The sequence below is a fragment of the Ignavibacteriales bacterium genome (genome assembly GCA_026390795.1).
In the GTDB taxonomy this organism is placed as follows: domain Bacteria; phylum Bacteroidota; class Ignavibacteria; order Ignavibacteriales; family Melioribacteraceae; genus Fen-1258.
Genome location: JAPLFG010000003.1, coordinates 2,214,726 through 2,235,598, shown reverse-complemented (window position 1 = coordinate 2,235,598; position 20,873 = coordinate 2,214,726). Strand labels below are relative to the sequence as shown.

The window sequence follows — 20,873 nt, the reverse complement described above, 5'->3', positions numbered from 1 at the left end:
TTTTTGAGATTTTCAAAAGTACATTAGGTCCAGGTGAAATATAATATGCTTTGATAAGCTGCTGCTGTTTTGTGACCAACCGAATTATTTAGTATTTTTGTACCGGAGTTTTGAATAAGAACACTCCTAAACGAAAAAATTCTTGTTTCTTTTCTCATCATTTTTCAAGATTAACCTGACTTAACCAATCTTATTCGTCTTTGCAAATACTTATTTATGCAAATAGTTCCCGTGGTAAACAAGTCAAAAAAATTATGCAACTTGGCAGAAACAGCTCACTATTTTCGAAACAAAATATTGAATAGAATAAATGATAAGCACAAACAATCTGTCTCTTAGATTCGGTAAACGGACGTTATTCGAAGAAGTAAATTTGAAATTTACACCGGGAAACTGTTACGGTATTATCGGCGCTAACGGCTCGGGCAAATCTACTTTTATAAAAATTCTTTCGGGTGAAATTGAGCAAAGCTCCGGAGACGTAATTGTAACACCCGGTGAAAGACTTACGACCTTGAAACAAAATCAATTTGAATATGATGAATACCAGGTTTTAAAAACTGTGATGATGGGGCATCAGAAACTTTTTTCTGTTATGGAGGAACGTGATACATTATACGCCAAAGCTGAATTCAGCGAGAAGGATGGAATCAGAGCTTCTGAACTTGAGGGAGAATTTGCAGAGATGTACGGCTGGGAAGCAGAATCAGAAGCTGCCGAATTACTGAGCGGTCTTGGAATCAGCGACGAACAGCATACAAAATTGATGAAAGAATTAACCGGTAATGAAAAGGTGAAAGTCCTTCTGGCACAGGCTTTATTCGGAAATCCGGATATCTTATTGCTGGATGAGCCAACAAACCATCTTGATATTATTTCAATCGGTTGGCTCGAAGATTTTCTTGAAAAATTTAAAAATACTGTAATTGTAATATCTCACGATAGACATTTCCTTAATCAAGTCTGTACGCACATAGCAGATATTGATTTCGGGAAGATTCAAATGTACACAGGCAATTACGATTTCTGGCTGGAAAGCAGTCAGCTAGCTGCAAAGCAGGCAAAGGATTCAAATAAAAAGATAGAAGCAAAGAGAGCTGAACTGCAAGAATTTATTTTTCGTTTCAGCGCCAATGCATCTAAATCTAAGCAAGCAACATCAAGAAAAAAGCAGCTTGAAAATCTTACACTCGAAGACATCAAACCTTCTTCGCGTAAAATGCCTTACATTGCTTTTAAGCCGGAGCGTGAAGCAGGCAATAATTTACTTGAGATCAATAACCTCACAAAGAATTACGGTGAAGAAATTCTCTTGAACAATCTTACATTCAAAGTTGATACAGGTGATAAGATTGCGTTTGTCGGTCCCAATGATTTACTAAAAACGACCTTATTTAATATTATTACAAGCAAAGAGAAGGCAGATAAGGGAAACTTTATTTGGGGAGCTACGACTAGATTCGCATATTTTCCAAAAGACAATGCTGAATTTTTCGACGTCGATTTGAATCTTATTGACTGGCTGCGTCAGTATTCAAAAGAAAAAGATGAAACATATATAAGGGGTTTTCTTGGAAGAATGCTCTTTAGCGGAGAAGAAACTTTGAAGAAAGCTAGTGTACTTTCCGGCGGAGAACGAGTGCGTTGTTTGTTTGCAAAGATGATGTTAACCGGTGCGAACGTTCTGATCCTTGACGGACCGACGAATCACCTTGATTTGGAAGCAATCTCAGCGCTTAATAACAGTCTAATCGATTTTACCGGAACCGTACTTTTTAGTTCTCACGATCATCAGTTCGTTCATACAATTGCAACAAGAATAATAGAAATTATACCTTCGGGAATTATTGATAAACGAATGACATTTGACGAATACTTAAATGATGCCGGAATAAAGAAGCTGCATCTTGAACTGTACCATGCCTCAGCGATAGATTTATAATTTTAATTGATATACAAATAATAATTACTGTATATTCGATATGAATCAAGTCTCTTATTATTTCCTTTTCTGATCCTCCACCAATTTTCATTAACAAACAGATTGTTTCAATAATTATTTTTGGAGAAAAATCTGATGGAAAATAAATTAAATCCACAATGGCTAAAAGCAGCCCGTTGGGTAAAAATATATTCATGGATAACAGTCATAGTAGTTTTGTACGGAGCAATTGTAACACACATTCCTTATCTCATGGGTCATCCGTGGACATTATGCGATGGCTGCAGAGATCAATTATGGTGCAATATTATTTTTCATCTTTACGAAGTGCCGCTATTACTTTTCAATGCTTACATAGCCTGGTATGGTCTAAAAACCTATTCACCAAAAGTAGCACATTCATACATGTCCTTACTATCTTTCGCTGTAGCTACTAATCTGGTATTTTTAACATTCGAGACAGTATTACTTAATACAAATCTTCATGCAAATGCTGCCGATTGGGAAAACTTTTTATCGACTACAGTAGCTGTGATTCTTGTAGCCGGTTCTTTTCTTGGAATGTATGTAAAGCAGTTACTCGTTAAAGCAGTCTATCAAAAAAATAATGAGGAGAATAAAATATATGGGTGAAAGACATTTGATGAATACTTAAATGATGCGGGAATAAATAAGCAGCGTCTTGAGTTGTATCATTCTTCTGCAATCGATCTCTAATTTTTGTTGACAAGCCGGTAATGAATTAAATGCGTACTACTCAATTATTTTTTGTACGCGTCCGACTTCACCGGTTTCAAGGCGCACTTTAATTCCATGAGGATGGTTGGAAGAATTTGTAAGAATATCTTTCACAAAGCCTTCCGTTAGTTTTTGACTCCGCTGATCTGATTTAAGTACGATGGCTACATGCAAACCTTTCTTAATATTCTGACGGCTTCTTGATTCCAAGAATCAACCTCTTCCTCTATTATTCCAAACTTTGCTTTCTTTTCTTCTGGTTCGTTTTGGTTTTGAAGCCGAAGCGCCGAAAATCTTTTTTGTTTTTGATCTTGCGTGATCAGTTTTATCAACTAACTGTTTTGGATTTTCCCAAACCCACTCCGTAAGAACGTATGGATGATTTTCAATAACCGGTATTGGTTTTGAAATAAGTTTGTTTATTTCTCTAAGGTATGCTCTTTCTTCCGAATCGCAAAGTGAAAGGGCTACTCCGCCTAATCCCGCTCTCCCGGTTCGTCCAATTCGATGGATATAAGTTTCCGGAATATTTGGAATTTCAAAATTTATTACATGCGAAAGTTCGTCTATATCAATTCCTCGCGCTGCAATATCTGTTGCTACCAAAACTCTTGTCTGCTTAGTCTTAAAATTGTTCAACGCTCGCTGACGTGCGTTTTGTGCTTTATCACCATGAATAGCCTCCGCTTGTATCTTCGCATTATTCAAAACTTTGGCCACGTTATCAGCCCCATGTTTAGTTCGGGTGAATACAAGAGCCGATGCAATGGACGGATCTTTCAACAGATGAATAAGCAGAGCTTTCTTATTGGCCTTTGCTACATAGTAGATTCCTTGCTGAATTGCTTCCACTGTTGGTGATTCCGGGGTTACTACTATTTTAACAGGATTGTGCAAGATTGTATTTGCAAGTTTTACAATTTCCGGTGGCATTGTCGCAGAGAAAAACAATGATTGTCTTTTAGACGGCAACTTCGAAATTATTTTTTTTACATCATTTATAAACCCCATATCAAGCATGCGGTCGGCTTCATCAAGAACAAATAATTTAATGTGTTGAAGACTAATATAATTTTGGTTCATCAGATCAAGAAGTCTTCCCGGAGTAGCGATCAAAATATCAACTCCAGCTTTCAATTTATCCGTTTGTGCTTTTTGCGGAACACCGCCAAAGACAACTACATTTTTTAGTCCGGTATGTTTACCGTATGCGGAAAAACTGTCTCCAATTTGAATTGCAAGTTCTCTTGTTGGAGTTACAATTAAAGAATGGATAGTTCTTTTCTTTTCGCCCTCAATTTTTTCATTATAAAGAATTTGTAGAATTGGAACAGCAAATGCGGCTGTCTTGCCAGTTCCTGTTTGAGCACAACCAAGCAGATCTTTCCTTTCAAGTATAACCGGGATTGCCTGTTTCTGAATAGGCGTGGGAATTGTATAGCCTTCTTCTGCTAAAGCTTTTTGAATTGGTTTAATAAGATTGATTTTTTCGAATGACATTAATTCATTTTCCTTCTAAATCGTTTTGTTAAAAATTTATTATGTTTTGGATCAGCAGAGAGATGAATGAATATCTTATAAAGAATTACAAACAAGGTATGTCACTGAAGCATTACAAATAATTACGTTGTAAAATTAGCTTAATTTTTCACCATCTCAAAAAGATATAAGTCGTTAATATCACATGTCAAGATAAATTGATCTATCTACCCTTCGTAAAACCTTTGAAAAGATAATCATTTGACTACGATAATGATTTCTTTACAGGCTGGTTATAGTTCTTAAATCGCCTATTGCTCTGTGAAGAGAATAATAACTTATTATACTCTTATACTCTGCCTGAATGTTGAGCAGACGGGCTTGTGTTAATGCGGTCTCTGAATCCAGCACTTCGAGGTTTGTTCCGGCACCTTTTTCGTATTGAAGCTTCGCGCGTTCAAGTGAGCTGCGAGCATAATTAATCTGTTCTTGTGTAGAGTTCATTCTCTCTACATTTGATTTCAAATCGCTTTCTGACTGGTAAACGTCAGTTGATATTGATTCTTTGACCTGTTTGATTTTTTGATCAACGGCATCTATTGCGGCATCAGCTTCATTAATTTTATTTTCTGTAAGGTTCCCGTTGAAAATCGGGACATTGAGAGAGACACCCGCAAACCAATTCCCTCTCATTACTTCAATATTAGGTTCGAATCCGTTTTTAAATCCATAGCCTAAATCTGCCTTCACTACCGGTTTATCAGTTTGACTAACCATTTCTTTTTGAAGGTTCGCGGTGTTGCGTTCACTCGAAGCGAGTTTCAACTCTACTCTCTGACTATAAGCCGCTGTAAGAAGCGAATCATCATTTAAGATGTACTTTGGAAGATCAAGATAGCCTGAAATGAGTATTTCTTTACTTCTATCCATACCTATCAATTCTTTAAGATAAAGTTCTTGTTTGTTCTTTTCGTTTTGTAAATCAATTTTTTCATTCTTGATTTCAACCATACGTGTTTTAGTACTCAGTTCGTCATAATCTGTTGCGGTGCCGTTTTTAATTCTCAATTCGGTTACTTTCAAATGTTCTTGAAGCGCGACATACTGTGTGTCTTTAACAGCAATGCTTTTTTGCAGAAACAAAATTCCGTAGAAAACTCTAACGGCTTGATTAGCCAGATCATTCTTTATCAAATCCTCATTATTTTTGATTGAACTTAGAAATGACTTAGCATACTCAACTTGCGAATCCCGCTTGTCGAAATCATAAAGAGTTTGATGAACAAATACACCGACATTGTAATTGTTCGCAGGCGCCAATTCTAAATTTTCTCCTCCTAGAGCAAAAGCCGGAATTGGACCAATCCGGGTATAAACTGCCTCCGCTGTTACATCCGGTAAATAAAAACTTTTTTGTTGATCAACGCGGAACTGTGCTGCATGCAGCTCTGCTTCTTTTTGTTTGATTAGAGGATGATTTCCGATTGTAAGTTTTATTATATCCTTTAGAGATAGAGCATTATTCTCCATGCTTTGTGCTGATGTAAGCGAATTGATAAGGCAGAGCGATGCCGCAAAAATATATTTTAAATATTTTTTCATTGTTGATCCGTAATTTTTTTAATTAAGTATTTCATTTCTTGCTGATTTCGTTTTCAATATTGTTTCAAAAACGGAATGATAACTTTCTTCAATCCATAGTCACAATTTTTTGAGCAGGTCCTTTTTTCTTCTTATAGCGTAAAAACAAAATCGGAACGACACAGAGAATTGTAATCAATGCGGCTATAAAAAAATCATCATCAACCGCAGAGACAAAAGCCTGCTGGCTCAAATGATATGCTACTAATGCATTCGCCCTCATCGCAGATACTGCATTAGTTCCACCTACAGCATGTTGTGCGTATCTTGTTAATTCCGAAACGATATTTTTTGTTGCAGGAGCATATTGATTTACTGCTTGTCCGTATGAGGTTATATGAAAAATTGTTCTATCAGTTAAAAGAGTCCCCATAAGAGCAACTCCGAAGCTTCCGCCTACTTGTCTTAACACGTTAAAGAGCCCCGAGGCCTGTGCCATGCGTTCCCTCGGGATTCCTGATAGCGCAATAGTGCTTAGCGGTGTAAATACCCACCCCATTGCCAATCCACGCAGATAAAGAGAAATCATTATTGAAGATGTTTCTGAAAACAAAGAAAGAAAATGGTTTAAAAAAAGACTTGCTGCCAAAAGAACAATTCCAATTAACGCTGGAATTTTGGGATTAATTCTATCTGCAAAGTTTCCGGCTATCGGCGACATTACTGCTTGCAAAAATCCAATCGGCAAAAAGAGAGAGCCTGCCTGGAAAGCAGTATATCCGAGCCCGTTCTGCAAATAAAGAGGAAGAAGAAAAGTACTTCCAAACATTCCCATTCCAAAAATGAACAATATAATATTCGCCATTGCGAAATTAAAATTCTTTAGCAGACTGAGATCTATCAGAGGATGTCGTACATTTAATTCGGTAATCATAAAGACAACGAATGCAATTAATGAAATTGCGAAACATGTAACTATGAAGGGTGAGGTCCATCCGCCGGTATTCCATTCTGAATTACCGTCCGATAAAGCAATTAGAAGAGCGCTTAGAAATACTGCCATTGATATGAAGCCAATAAAATCAAAAGAGCGAGTAGCGGAAGTTTTATATTCCCGTTGGATAACCAGTGTCGCAAAAACTCCTACAATTCCGACCGGAACATTCACATCAAAAATTGCATGCCATGCAAAATTATCGATCAAGTAGCCGCCGAGCGTCGGACCAAGCGAAACGGACGCGGCTGCGGCAATTGTCCAAAACCCGATTGCGACGCCTCGACGTTCCGGCGGAAATTCTCTCATAACTATTGCCATCCCTACCGGCATCATTAATCCTGCGCCAGCCCCTTGAATTACACGGAATACTATAAGAGCCGATTCATTCCATGCTAACGAACAGAGAAGCGAACCAATTGTAAAAAGACCGAGTGCTGATGCATAAGTTTTTTTATAGCCGAAATGGTCGGCAATCCAGCCTGAAGTCGGAAGCATAATTGCAAAAACAAGGAGATAAGAAGTTGCAACCCATTTTACAGTATCAACACCAATTCCGAATGTCGCCATTATTTTTGCAAGCGATACATCAACTATGGTTGCATCAAGTACAGCCATAAATGTACCGATCATTACATTTGCCAGAACCCACCATTTATATGAAGTGTGCTCATGGTGAAGCGAAGAGATTTGGTTTATAGCTGCACCGCGAATTGATTTTCTTTTGGAATTAAACATTTGTTATTTCACTTTCACAGATACTTCCACAGACATACCAGGTCTTAATACAGTTTTATTTTCATTAGCAATGTCAATTGAAATTTTTACAGGAACTCGCTGTGTAACTTTTGTAAAATTTCCAGAAGCATTGTTTGGAGGAATTAAAGAAAACTCAGATGCAGTATAATTTCCAATGTCAATAACTTTACCGTAAAATTTTACATCCGGATAAGCATCGACATCAATTTCTACCGGTTCACCCACCCGAATATGCGTAAGCTTTGTCTCTTCAAGATTTGCGGTAATCCATAAATTTTTTAAATCATAGATTGTAAATATTGGTTGACCGGGCTGAACTACATCTCCAGTAAGCACCCAACGCTTTGCTACAACACCTTCCATTGGAGATTTAATTATTGTGTTGCTTAATTGAGATTCAATTACACCGATTTGGCTTTTAGCGCTTGGAATTTTTGAAAGTTCAATGTTAAATTCTGCTTTCGCCGCTTCGAATGCACCATACAAATGATCGTATTGTTCTTTAGTAATTATTTTGCTTTTATATTCGGTTTCGCCGCGGTTAAAATCATTTTGAGCACGGTTTAAATTTACTTGAGCGAGTGGTATGTTATTCTTTACCAGTCCCAATCCGGCTTTTGCCGATACTTCCTGCGCGCGGAAATCACCGTCATCCAGCTTTACAAGAACCTGTCCGGTCTTTACAGTATCGCCTTCATCTGTCCCAAGAAAATTAATTCTTCCAAGCATTTTGGTACTTATTGATAAACTGTTAGCAGCTACATAGGCATCGTCTGTAGAAACGAAATCTTGCATATTCATATACCAAAAATATCCGCCAACCGCAGCGGCAGTTAACAAGAGAAGAAGAGGAATAATCATACGTTTCTTCTTAAACAATGGAACGTCATCTATGCTTTCATCTTTTTCATTGTCAAGAAGGGCTTCTTTTGATTCCAACTTAATTTTATCTTTTAGATCTTCGCTTTGTGCCATTTATATTCCCTTTATAAATATTTTTTTGGTTACTTTTTCTCAATACCATAAATAAAAAAATCAGTCGCAGCTTTCATTTCTTTCTGCAAATTTATATGTGTCTCATCATCAAGACTCTGCCCCTTCGCCCAACGAAGAACCCGGCATCTCAGCCCTTGCAATACATGCAGAAAGATTAATGCGGCATCTTCAGGTAAGCCGGAATTGAATTCATTTTTCAACTTTCCTTCATCAATAATTTTTTTAATTAAATCCAGCTCGACCTTTTCAAAATCCAAAAACAATTTTTTAAAGACCGATTTGATATCAAAATAAGAGTGAACACTTAGAGTACCGAGGTTGATTAAGACTTTGAAAAAAATCATTCTTTGTTCAACATATTCATGAAGTTTTTCCGACGCAGATTTCTGTTTTTCCAGTATCCGTTCAATATTTTTTTTAAGCTCGTTTTGTTCCTGTAAGATTACTCCACGGAAAAGATCTTCCTTGGTCGGAAAATAATAGTACAGTGAAGCCTTGCCCATCTCTACATCACTAGCAATCTCCTCCATTGTCACTTTTGAAAAGCCGTAATGTGCAAATCTCTTTCTAGCTGCATCAATTATGGCGTTTTCTTTCTCTTTTGGAAGCTTTTCAGATATCAAATTTCATCCTCTCGACTATTTTACTTGAACAGTCGAAACATATAATAAGTTCTACTTTAGTCAAAGAAAAATTTAGAGCAAATACTTTTAGTTAAACCGCGATTTATAACCCAAATATGTTTTTAGTAATTTCGTTTCACTATCTGTAAAGTGTCTCGTGAATTAAAAGATATAGTTTAACAAACTGTTGAAACAGTTAAAAAATCCTTGTTTCAGTTATTAACCCCGCGATTAATCGCGGGGTTAGAAACACAAAGCACAATGTTAGAACCGTTTTAACGGTTTACATTCTAATTCACACAACGGGTTATCTGTATTGATTTAACACTTAAATAATTGTTTAGAACAGTACTCGTCTTTTGTCCTTACTCTTTGAAAACCTGAACTCAACTAAGATTTGAGAATATTTATATCAGAAAGTATTTCTAATGTGTGGTTGAAAAGCCGGTTCATAAATATTCGCACTAAAATCGCCATCTCATTTCATTGGAGGTTTAATAAATAATTTTTATATTGATCAAGACTTCGGAAAGATCATCTACAAAAATTGTAAGATTGATTTCCTCTTCCTGCGCAGAAGTTTCCTATTACAGTCATCAAATATTCATTCATCAACATAAATTTAGGAGGCAGTATGAAAATAAAAGTTACACTAGCCGCAGTATTATCTTTTCTGATACTGATTTCATCTTTTACTCTTGCACAACAGAATAATAAACCCCGCGCAAGTTTAAAAGCCGGAGTCTCCCAGAGAATCGGAATTGATACAGATATTAAAATTGATTACAGCAGACCCGGCGTAAAAGGAAGAGAAATTTGGGGAAAACTTGTTCCATATGGAATGACACCCGGCGATAATTATTCAAAAGGGAAACCCTATCCATGGCGCGGAGGCGCAAATGAAAATACCACAATCGAATTCAGTAAAAATGTTTTAGTGGAAGGGAGTAAATTACCCGCCGGCAAATACGGTGTTCATTTTATTCCCGGAGAAAAGGAATGGACAGTTATATTCAGCAAAAACAACTCGAACTGGGGTAGTTTTACATATGACGAAAAAGATGATGCTCTTAGAGTTACAGTTAATTCGGTAAAAGCTCCGTTCCAGGAATGGTTGGAATATGGGTTTGATAATCTAGAGGCTACATCAACTACAGCTTATCTTTATTGGGCTGAATTAAAAGTACCGTTCAAAATTTCTGTTGCGGATTGAGCAGCAAAATTTTAGAACTTTCATTACTAACGATTGTATAATCCTGCGCTGTCAATCTGTTTGAGTAGTAGTTTGAAATGACGACATCTTTCTCAAACAGATTGATAGTTTTTGTTAAACTGTAAATTATTACAAAATATTTTTTTTGTTAGAGATTCAAAAACCTAATTAGAAATGAACTTGTTATGGATAAATCCTTCAGGAAAATCTTCTTTTACATACTACTTACATCACTCTCTTTTTCATTAAAATCAAACGCACAACCGGAAAAAATAAAGAATGGTTCGGAAATTCAACTTGCACTTGAAAAACTAAACGTTCTCGGCAGTGTATTGTATATAGGAGCCCATCCAGATGATGAGAATACCGGTTTAATGGCATATCTCTCAAAAGGGAAAAAATATCGAACCGCATATTTATCTCTCACTCGCGGTGACGGCGGACAAAATTTAATCGGTTCCGAAAAAGGAAGTGAAATCGGTATTCTTAGAACGCAGGAATTATTGCAAGCCCGGGTTATCGATGGGGGTGAACAATTTTTTACACGTGCAATTGATTTCGGATATTCCAAAACTCCGGAAGAATCTTTAGAAATCTGGGGCAAAGAAAATGTTCTTTCAGATATTGTCTGGGTGATAAGAAAATTCAAACCGGATATAATAATTACACGTTTTCCACCGGATGGAAACGGAGGGCATGGTCATCATACTGCTTCTGCGCAACTCGCTAAAGAAGCATTCACTGCTGCGGCAGATCCTAAAAAATTTCCCGAACAATTAAAATATGTTCAGCCATGGCAGACAAAAAGAATATTCTGGAATAATTTTAGACCGACTCAGGATGAAGTAAAAAATTTGTTGAATGTAGATATCGGCGAATATAATCCCTTACTTGGAAAATCTTATGCCGAAATTGCCGCAGAAAGCAGATCAATGCACAAAAGTCAAGGGTTTGGAGTTTCGGCTTTTCGAGGATCGAGAAAAGAATATTTTACATTTGTCGATGGAGAAAATCTTAATAAAGATCTCTTTGATGGGATAATAACTTCCTGGAATAGAATTAAAAATGGTGCAACTATTGAACATAAATTAGAATCGATTATAAAATCTTTCAATCCGGCTGAACCCTCAGAATCATTGGGTAAGTTGATCGATCTTTATACAGAATTAAGTAAGTTTGAAAATAATTATTGGGTTGACGTTAAAAAGGAAGAACTTCTTAAGATCATCCAACCATGTGCGGGGTTATGGATGGAGGCTGTTGCTTCCGATTATTCTGCCGCACCGGGAGATGAAGTAAATATTAAAACTACTCTTGTTGCGCGATTATCAAATAATTTAAAAGTTGAGAAAATTGAATTTCCTTCGATACCCACTAATTCTGTTGTGAACGGTAAGTTGGAAATTAATCAACCATTTAGTATCGAAAGCAAAATAAAAATTCCGGAATCATATCCGATCTCTCAACCATATTGGTCGGTAAATAAACCTTCTAAAGGATTGTTCTCCGTCTCTGATCAGAAGATGATCGGCTTAGCGGAAAATCCTCCATCGATACCGGTTAAGATATATCTCAATTATGATGGAACAATTTTAAATTTTACAATTCCTCTTTTCTATAGATGGAATGACCGTGTTGAAGGTGAACTTAACCGCCCGTTTGAAATTCGTCCGCCCGTAACAGCTAATACTAAAGATCAAGTATTTATTTTTCCGGATGAAAAAGAGGAAGAAGTAGAGATTAAATTGAAGAATAATACTTTCAAAGTCGGAGGAGAAATTCATTTTATAACAAGCGCCAATTGGAAAGTTACACCTTCGGCAATTCCTTTTTCATTTAATAATAAATATGATGAACAAACAGTAACGGTTAAAATTACTCCCCCGCCAAATTCCGATGAAGCTCAACTTAAAATCGAATTAGTTATAGACGGGAAAAAATATAACAAATCATTGGTAGAAATTTCACACCCGCATATTAAGCGGCAAATCTATTTACCCGATGATGACATCAAACTTGTTCGGCTTGACGTAAAAAAATTCGACAGTAAGATAGGCTACGTAATGGGCTCGGGCGACGAAGTTTTCGATTGCCTTACTAATATGGGTTATGATGTTACCCTGCTTGGTGATAATTTACTTGAGCAGAATAACCTTTTGCGTTTCGATGCCATTGTAGTCGGTATAAGAGCATACAATACGCGTGAACGCCTGAAATATGATCAACCGAGATTAATGAAATATGTTCAGGACGGCGGGACATTAATTGTACAATACAATGTACCATCAGGATTGCAGACGGAGAATATCGGTCCTTATCCATTTAAACTTTCTAATGATCGAATTACTGTTGAAGAATCACCGGTAACTTTCGTGAATCCCAATCATCAGCTTTTGAACTTTCCGAATAAAATTACTCTGAATGATTTTGATGGCTGGATTCAGGAAAGAGGATTATATTTTGCTAACCAGTGGGACAGCAAATATGAAACAATAATATCAGGGCACGATCCGAATGAAAAAGATTTAACTGGCGGAATGCTTTTTGCCCGTTACGGAAAAGGAATTTTTATTTTTTCTGGATATGCATGGTTTCGTCAATTGCCGGCTGGAGTTCCCGGTGCATATAGAATTTTTGCTAATATGATTTCTGCAGGTAAGTACGATGCACACTCATCAAAATAAAGAAGATAAAACGGCGGAAGAAAAGCCCCCAATCTTATCTAACTGGAATCAGCTTTACGCTATCGTTTTTATAAATATGATAGTGATGATTGTACTGTTTTACATTTTCACAAAGATATTCGGTTAATTCAAAAATTTGCTCAGAGTAGACACCGGTATTAAATGAGTTTACTTGATTGGATTGTGCTCATAGGGTTTCTCGCATTTGTTGTTATTTACGGAACATGGAAGACCCGCGGCAAGAAAAATATTCGGGATTTTCTTTTAGCCAATAGATCCACACCGTGGTATGTTGTTACTTTATCGATCATGGCAACTCAAGCGAGCGCTATTACTTTTCTCTCCACACCGGGTCAAGCTTACGTTGATGGAATGAGGTTTATTCAATTTTACATCGGCTTGCCGATTGCTATGATAATCCTATCGATCACCGCTGTTCCGATCTTTCACCGGCTAAATGTCTTTACTGCTTATGAATATTTAGAAGACCGGTTTGATTTAAAAAATCGTACGCTTGCCAGCATTTTGTTTTTGATTCAGAGGGGGCTTGCAACAGGCTTCACAATTTTAGCACCGTCTCTTATAGTTTCAATTCTTCTGGGTTGGGATATCCAACTTACGGTAATAGTGACTGGACTGTTGGTAGTTCTTTACACAGCTTCCGGCGGAACCGATGCAGTTAATAAAACGCACTTCATGCAAATGATAATCATTATGGTTGGAATGTTCTCTGCGTTTTTTATGATAATCCACGCTTTGCCAAAGGACATTTCATTTTTAGATGCGACTAAAATTGCCGGTAAGATGGGCAAACTTAATGTGATTACTTTCGAATTTGATTGGAAGGACCGATACAATTTTTGGTCGGGTTTGATCGGTGGAACATTTTTAGCACTATCGTATTTTGGAACGGATCAATCTCAAGTTCAAAGATATCTTGCTGGCAGATCAATAGCAGACAGCCGCTTTGGATTGCTGGCGAATGGCGTGATTAAAATTCCGATGCAATTTTTTATTCTCTTTCTCGGAACAATGGTTTTTGTTTTTTATCAGTTTATAACTCCCCCTCTTTTCTTTAATTCCGTTGAAAAAGAAAAAGTGAAGAAAAGTATTTATGCCGAAGAATATCAAAAACTTGAAAATCAATATTCGGAAATCCATGATAGAAAGCAGATCAAGTTAAGAGAAATGATTTTGGCGGATAAGAATAATGATAAAGGAAAATATGAAAGTGCTGTGCGGGAGATTAATGAATCGAATAAGAATGAATCAATTATAAGAAAGGAGGCGGTCAACCTGATCAAAAAAGCCGATCCCTCCATGGACACAAACGATACGAATTACATCTTCCTAAGTTTTGTGATAAATGTTCTACCCGCAGGATTGATCGGACTTATTCTTGCTGCAATTTTTTCAGCATCAATGTCTTCTACTTCGGCGGCACTTAATGCCCTGGCGTCAACTACTGTTATTGATATTTATAAAAGAATGATTCATCCAAACGGTACTGAAAAAAATTATCTTTTTGTTTCCAAACTGGCGACAGTTTTCTGGGGCTTAGTAGCAATTTCATTTGCACTTTTTGCGAATCGGTTGGGATCTTTGATAGAAGCAGTTAATATTTTAGGATCTCTCTTTTACGGAACGATTCTTGGAATATTTCTAATAGCGTTTTATTTAAAAAAGATTGGCGGAAGTGCCACATTTTATTCTGCATTAATTGCCGAGTTAATTATAATAGCATGCTATCTCTTTACGGATATACCGTACTTGTGGTATAATGTAATCGGCTGTATGATACTTATAATTCTGGCTTATCTCATCAATCCAATTTTTAAAAAATCTTCCGCAAGTTCTTCTTTGAAGATCTAAAAAAAACCGGAGAGATTTACTCCGGCTTCTATTTAATAATATTTTCTAAATTCTATTTCATTAAAATCATTTTCTTGCTTTGCACAAAATCACCGGCTTTGATAGTATAGAAATATATTCCGCTTGCCAATTCTCTTGCGTCGAACACTATTTCAAAATGACCTGGATTTTTCACTTCGTTAACTAATACTTTAATCTCTCTCCCAAGAATGTCATACACGCTAATATTAACAAAACCCGTTTTAGGTATATCGTACCGAATTGTTGAAGTTGGATTAAACGGATTGGGATAGTTTTGAGTAAGATCGTACTTTTCTGGAATATCAACTTGTTTATTTGCAACGTCTGTAAGTTTATAAGTCAATTTCCCTGAACCGCTTTGCGCTCTGTAATTTGAATTCCCTGTATACACTGCTTGGATTGTATGTGTTGAGGCAACCGAATCCTGAGGTAAAGTGTACATTAAATTTGCAACTCCGCTTGCGTTGGTTGCACCAGAGCCAATATATTTTTGATTTAATGAATCTTGAGGTACGTAATAAAACTTTAGTTCTTGGTTTGGAACACCTTTTCCATCGTTGTCATTGTCTGTTAATGCTGCTGAGAACACCACTGGCTGCCCAAAAACAACCATCGTCTCTGGTACAATTACTTTTGTAACATGTTTTGCAACAGTCAATTTTCCCGAACTACTTTGCGTGTTGTAATTTGCATCACCAGCAAAAGTAACTGAAATTGTTCTCATCACTGAATCTTGCGGTGTGATAATCGAACTGGAAACGGAATCTTGCGGTATAGTATACATTAAATTTGCAACTCCGTTTGAGTTGGTTATACCTGAATTGACATACTTATTATTTACGTAAAACCGAAGTACCTGATTTGGTAAGTTTGTATTACCGGCTAAGCCGATCTCTTGTAGTCTGGCTGTTAACAAAATTGAGTTACCCCATTTACCCGCAGCATCTGTTATTTGTACCACACAACTTTTTACTGCGTAGCCCAATTTTCCCGTGCCGCTCTGCTGGCTAAAATTTGCATCACCTACAAATGATACTGAGATAGAACGTGAAATTGAATCTTGTGGTACAGTGTAGGCTATTGAAGCAACTCCGCTTGTATTTGTTGTTGCTGAACCGATCGATATTGCCTTAGCCTGATCGCCAATTCCTTCAACTATGTTAAACTTTAGAACTTGTTTAGAAATACTATTTCCATTGTTGTCGTTGTCTGTCAATGTTGCCACAAGCTCTACCTGTTGTCCAAAAACAGCGATCAAAGGTGCTACTGATATATTTGTAAGATGCCTTACCGCAATCAATTTACCAGTACCGCTTTGCATGCCATAATTTGCATCTCCGGCAAATGAAACAGTTACTGAATGCGTAACTGAATCCTGTGGCGCTGCGATCGAACCATTAACTGAATCCTGCGGTATGGTATACATTAAACTCGCAACTCCATTTTTATCGGTTGTGGCCGAAGCAATATATACGCTATCCTGGTAAAACTTTAGTTCTTGATTTGGTAAGTATGAAGATTGTGGTGTCCCTAGCACTTGCAGTGAGCCTGTTAACAAAACTGACTTTCCCCACTTACCCGTTGCATTTGTTACTTGTATCGAAGTCATTTTTTTTAATGTTCCAGTACCGCTCTTTGGACTGTAATTTGCATCACCAGCATACGATACTGAGATTGAACTTATAACTGAATCCTGTGGTAAAGTGTACGAAATGCTCGCAGCTCCGTTTGCGTTGGTTGTACCCGAGCCGATATATACTCTTGCTGTATCTCCCTCTCTTGTTCCTGGAGAGATTTTATAAAATTTTAGTGTTTGATTAGAAACACCTTTTCCACTGTTGTCATTATCTATTAATGTTGCTGTGAACACTACCGGCTGACCATAAACGGTTGTGGTTGGTGATACAGTTAAACTTGCAACATGTCTTACAACTGTCAATTTACCAAAGCCAATTATTGAATTATAAATTGCATCTCCGGCAAACTCTGCTCTAATCGAATGTGCAACTGAATCCTGTAGTGCTTTCAATGAACTTGATGCTGAGTCTTGTGGTATTGTATAAGCAATACTCACAATTCCGTTTGCATCGGTTGTGCCGGTGTTGTTGAATATGTCCCCTAGAGGGCAATCGCATGTATCACTCTCTCTTGTTCCCATCGATACCTTTCTGCCAGGCAAGTTTGTATTACCGGTTGGGCCGGTCTCTTGCAGTCTCGCCGTCAAAAAAACTGACTTTCCCCATTTGCCGGCAACATTTGTTACTTGTAGGATGCAATTTTTCTTAGAGTCAGTTGTACCGCTAATAACAACATTACTATGAACAGCAAAAGTTGGTCCCATAGGTGAACTGTTCACAATTGCGTAAGGATATATTCGTACAGAAAATGTTGTACCACTTGTTATAGTTACACTTACGTTATGTGTAAATGGCGACATGCCAGAACCCGGATATGCTAAAGGATTAGGATTCAACAGAGTTCTGGTTACCCAGCCATCCGTTGAATAGTAAGTGTTCGATTGTATATTATTATCCATACCGGCGGCACCATAATGGAACGAAACGTTTGTAACAGTAAAACTATTTCCGCTTACAGGTAAAGCATCAAACTGAGTATAACGCGTAGCTTCTTCAGTTCCGGAAATCCAACCGGCAGTCCCTTCCCAAAGTCTTTGACCATTGCTGCTGTAATCGAACACACTCATTCCAAATCGACCGGACCCGGCACTTACAGATTCCGCAGACCCTGTTACATTGCCAACATTTACAGAAGTTAATTGTGTTGTATTATTTAGCGCCCACGTAACGGAAGCTGTTTGTGCAAATAAGTTTGCGGCAGAAAACAGTATGAAAAGAAATGCAAACACTTTAAATAGTTTTTTCATATTACCCTCGTTTGATATATAAATTTTTATTGTTGAAATAATTTTCATCTTACAATCTCTCCATTCCTGATCTTAATTGAAGTTCTGTTCTTCAGATTCTTCAAAGACAATCTTAACTTTTCTATTTTGTGGGGTGGAACATTCGGATCAATTTCCAGATCGGCTATGGCTTCTTCAATTGATTTATATTCTTTTACGTTTGCGTTGTCCGCATCTTTTTTGATAATTAGAAGAGGCGTGGAATTAGAATGCTTTTTTGTAAAGAATCCCATCAGCTTTTTTATAGTATTCAATATTATTCTGCCAGATTTTTGTACGAATCTATATGCTTGATGTAGCCGTTACAATAGCTAACAAGCGTACGGTGTGTATCGGTAAGTGAACGGTACGAATCAAGAATTAATCGGTAAGCGAAAAAGAGTTGTGCCTGTTATAGGGCGTTTTTGTTTATTTTATTTTATTTCCTTTTTTATCAATGTAGAACCAAGAGTCACTTTCCATTCTCAAATTTTAACTTCGGAAGAGATTTTGAATATGCACAATACTATTAATATCATCTAATGTTAACCGGTCTAAAACTCATTTGAATATTCAAGTAATTTTCATATTACTATTATTTAACCAAAGCAAATGACCTATTAGGTCCAGTTGAAACTACTAAACTTTATATTATTCTCACGCATAAATTCTCCAAATAATGAGTAAGCTTTATTAACACTAAATCCTTTTTTTATTGCTTGTAATAGACCTGACTTATCTCCAGTTTTTAAATTAAAAATTTGATAGAACTTATTTACTTCCTCTGGCTCTATTGTATAGATATACTCATAATCAGAATCACCCATAATTTCTTCAACGGATTTACCAATATCATAGCCATCAAAGTATAACTGGTCTTTCTCATTGAAGTAAATCTGTATGGATATTTTAATATCAGGTCTTTCTAAATAAAACAGAGTAATTTTTTCCATAGCGCGATTTGATTGGTTTGGTTTATTTAACTTTATTTCCTTTTTTATCAATGTAAAACCAGGAGTCACTTTCCATTCTAGAATGTTCTGGATCAGATTCGTCTTTTACAAGTCTACACTTTAAAGCAACACTAGCTTTATCATGCTCAAATTTATCCGCACATTCAAATTTTGGTTCTATTACTATAATCCCGTTTTTATCAGCGTAACCTATTTTTCCGTTTCGTATTATTCGAAAAAGACCATTTGCTAACTCGTCCGGACCATTATCAAACATGTATACATCAAATAAAATATTTTCATTTCTGTCAATTGCTACAACTTTCGAATGGGTTAACTTATCATCAAAAACAAATGCAAAGTTTTTAAAAGTATCAGTAAAACAATGGTTGTATTTTCCTATCGGAATGATGATCTCTCCTTTTAAGTTTCTATAACCACTAGACGTTCCATAGGGAGATTCACTATCCTCTGAAAAACTAAATAAGTAATCTGTATGAATTGAATCCACATTAAAATATCCTTGAGCTTTATTCACTCTCGGTTCAGTTCCTTTACAACTGATGAGGATAAATATTACCAACATGCTTAACAATATTTTCATTTTGTTAAATGCTCTATAACGTTTTTCAAATCGTTTTAATTTTTGCATAGATTTTATTATTTAACCTAAAAATTCTTGAGGCATCGAACACTGAAACCGTACTCCTTGGTGCTATAGAACAAGTTGATATTGTTATCATTGCCCCACAAGTACACGTAGTATGCGTTCGTAACATTGTAGTGTTCCGTAGAACTCCAAAAGCCAGTGTATTCACCAAAAACGGTGAAGTTACCATGGGGTTCGCGGTAACCCGCAAGCAAAGCAGAAAATCCACTTGTATTTGTTCCAGTATATTGGCCAATCTCTTTTAAGACATTGCTGTTATTGTTTACTGTTGTGACCAATGTTTTTAACTCAGTAATAGTTGGAATGTGCCAGCCTTCCGGCGCCATTCCTCTTTTATCATTCACCGCATACCAATTATACAGCTTACCATATTTCTTCCCTTTTTCATTATCATTTTCATAATAACACCATGCTGGTTTGCCATTCTCTCCAGATGCCATCCATTCTTCCGTTGTCTTCGCTTCTGGAATCAAATCACCATTTCTAAATCTGTCAACATTTAAATTTTCAACCGACCATTCTTGTTTACCTATTTTAACTGACCCATTAGTTTTTATTCCTTTCATCTCTCGTTTCTTTACAATACTGTCCTCGCTTTTTAGAAACACTTCTTTAGAATCAGTTCCTGTTCTGTAATCATCTTTAATTATTTTTCCCAAGTCAAAAAGCCCAATATGCTCGGTATATTTATTTACTTCGCTTTCCGCTTCTCCATTATATGTCATTATAAACTTCCCGTCTTTGTAATAAGTAATATCCGAAATGAAATCAAATTGACTGCGATTGAATAGAATTGTATACTCTTTATTGGAAAGAGTATTTACAATCAGATAAAATGTTTCTGAGTCGCCGCGGTATTGTCTGTCAATACTTTTTAAAGTTACTTTTGAATATTTCTGCTTATCAACAGGAACATTATGTAGAGAGTAACCGCTTTTATATTCCCCGGTACCGTCGTTAATTAAACACTCTCTTTCCTTTTCGATGGTATACGGATTTAAAGTATCTAAAATAGCACCGTTGTCTGGGGATATTACAATAAATGTCGAATTCGCATTTCTACCGAAAATAAAGTTCGATCCTTTAAAATAGATTTCACCAACTTGGCCTTCAATTTTTATATTCCAGACAAAGTCTTTTACCTTAAAATTATAGTCTTTGTGATTCAAAAAGGTTGTATTACAACACATAATGAATGATGATATTAAGGTCAATATGATTATTCCGTTTTTCATTTTTTGTCTCTCAGTTTATGGCATTGATTCATAAAAACTTGTCATGCTAAAATCTTAAATTCTTTTAATTATTCTTCTTCAAAACTCAAGTTCAAATTAAATTTCCCTATGATTGTCTATAGATCTCCTTCGAAGTGGCATGGGTAAAATTTGGAGTTTATTATTTGAGTACAAAATTATCAATAGCTTCTGAAATCTTTTTTCAAGAGCG

The 20,873-nt window shown here is 36.4% G+C and carries 16 protein-coding genes; 5 read left to right on the top strand and 11 right to left on the bottom strand.

Annotated features, from left to right (window positions below):
• The first annotated feature begins 310 nt into the window (after window positions 1-310).
• Both NTX65_13255 and NTX65_13250 read left to right on the top strand, forming a co-directional pair.
• Window positions 311-1,942 carry an ATP-binding cassette domain-containing protein gene (locus NTX65_13255; protein MCX6170308.1) on the top strand — a complete coding sequence of 544 codons (1,632 nt, stop codon included), beginning with the start codon at window positions 311-313 and terminating at the stop codon, window positions 1,940-1,942.
• A gap of 135 nt (window positions 1,943-2,077) precedes the next feature.
• Entirely contained in the window at window positions 2,078-2,575 is a 498-nt protein-coding gene (locus tag NTX65_13250) for a hypothetical protein (GenBank protein MCX6170307.1), read from the top strand.
• Window positions 2,576-2,695: 120 nt separating this feature from the next.
• Here the strand turns inward: NTX65_13250 and NTX65_13245 are convergent, their stop codons facing one another.
• From NTX65_13245 to NTX65_13220, 6 genes are all read right to left on the bottom strand, one after another.
• Window positions 2,696-2,890, bottom strand: coding sequence for a YwbE family protein (locus NTX65_13245; protein MCX6170306.1), 195 nt, complete (start codon window positions 2,888-2,890; stop codon window positions 2,696-2,698).
• Between the two features lie 3 nt (window positions 2,891-2,893).
• On the bottom strand, window positions 2,894-4,180 hold the full coding sequence (locus NTX65_13240) for a DEAD/DEAH box helicase (protein ID MCX6170305.1): 1,287 nt from the start codon (window positions 4,178-4,180) through the stop codon (window positions 2,894-2,896).
• Window positions 4,181-4,441: 261 nt separating this feature from the next.
• The gene (locus NTX65_13235; GenBank protein MCX6170304.1) at window positions 4,442-5,761 is read right to left on the bottom strand and encodes a TolC family protein; all 1,320 of its coding nucleotides are present in this window, start codon (window positions 5,759-5,761) and stop codon (window positions 4,442-4,444) included.
• An 88-nt stretch (window positions 5,762-5,849) separates the two neighbouring features.
• Entirely contained in the window at window positions 5,850-7,472 is a 1,623-nt protein-coding gene (locus tag NTX65_13230; GenBank protein ID MCX6170303.1) for a DHA2 family efflux MFS transporter permease subunit, read from the bottom strand.
• Between the two features lie 3 nt (window positions 7,473-7,475).
• The gene (locus tag NTX65_13225; protein MCX6170302.1) at window positions 7,476-8,468 is read right to left on the bottom strand and encodes an HlyD family secretion protein; all 993 of its coding nucleotides are present in this window, start codon (window positions 8,466-8,468) and stop codon (window positions 7,476-7,478) included.
• A gap of 29 nt (window positions 8,469-8,497) precedes the next feature.
• Window positions 8,498-9,112, bottom strand: a complete 615-nt coding sequence (locus NTX65_13220; protein MCX6170301.1) for a TetR/AcrR family transcriptional regulator — start codon at window positions 9,110-9,112, stop codon at window positions 8,498-8,500.
• A 634-nt stretch (window positions 9,113-9,746) separates the two neighbouring features.
• Here NTX65_13220 and NTX65_13215 point away from each other — a divergent pair.
• From NTX65_13215 to NTX65_13205, 3 genes are all read left to right on the top strand, one after another.
• Window positions 9,747-10,325 carry a DUF2911 domain-containing protein gene (locus tag NTX65_13215; GenBank protein MCX6170300.1) on the top strand — a complete coding sequence of 193 codons (579 nt, stop codon included), beginning with the start codon at window positions 9,747-9,749 and terminating at the stop codon, window positions 10,323-10,325.
• A gap of 185 nt (window positions 10,326-10,510) precedes the next feature.
• Window positions 10,511-13,009, top strand: a complete 2,499-nt coding sequence (locus tag NTX65_13210) for a PIG-L family deacetylase (protein ID MCX6170299.1) — start codon at window positions 10,511-10,513, stop codon at window positions 13,007-13,009.
• A 162-nt stretch (window positions 13,010-13,171) separates the two neighbouring features.
• Entirely contained in the window at window positions 13,172-14,881 is a 1,710-nt protein-coding gene (locus NTX65_13205) for a sodium:solute symporter (protein ID MCX6170298.1), read from the top strand.
• Between the two features lie 52 nt (window positions 14,882-14,933).
• Here NTX65_13205 and NTX65_13200 read toward each other — a convergent pair whose 3' ends face one another.
• The 5 genes from NTX65_13200 to NTX65_13180 all read right to left on the bottom strand — a co-directional run bounded on the left by NTX65_13200 (window position 14,934) and on the right by NTX65_13180 (window position 20,662).
• Window positions 14,934-17,786: a T9SS type A sorting domain-containing protein gene (locus NTX65_13200; GenBank protein ID MCX6170297.1), complete on the bottom strand. Its 2,853-nt coding sequence runs from the start codon at window positions 17,784-17,786 to the stop codon at window positions 14,934-14,936.
• Between the two features lie 44 nt (window positions 17,787-17,830).
• Window positions 17,831-18,079: a hypothetical protein gene (locus NTX65_13195; protein ID MCX6170296.1), complete on the bottom strand. Its 249-nt coding sequence runs from the start codon at window positions 18,077-18,079 to the stop codon at window positions 17,831-17,833.
• Between the two features lie 345 nt (window positions 18,080-18,424).
• Window positions 18,425-18,757 carry a hypothetical protein gene (locus NTX65_13190; protein ID MCX6170295.1) on the bottom strand — a complete coding sequence of 111 codons (333 nt, stop codon included), beginning with the start codon at window positions 18,755-18,757 and terminating at the stop codon, window positions 18,425-18,427.
• Between the two features lie 22 nt (window positions 18,758-18,779).
• On the bottom strand, window positions 18,780-19,409 hold the full coding sequence (locus NTX65_13185; GenBank protein MCX6170294.1) for a hypothetical protein: 630 nt from the start codon (window positions 19,407-19,409) through the stop codon (window positions 18,780-18,782).
• A 17-nt stretch (window positions 19,410-19,426) separates the two neighbouring features.
• Window positions 19,427-20,662 (bottom strand): fibrobacter succinogenes major paralogous domain-containing protein, encoded by a 1,236-nt coding sequence (locus NTX65_13180; GenBank protein MCX6170293.1) that lies wholly within the window; start codon window positions 20,660-20,662, stop codon window positions 19,427-19,429.
• Window positions 20,663-20,873 lie beyond the last annotated feature (211 nt).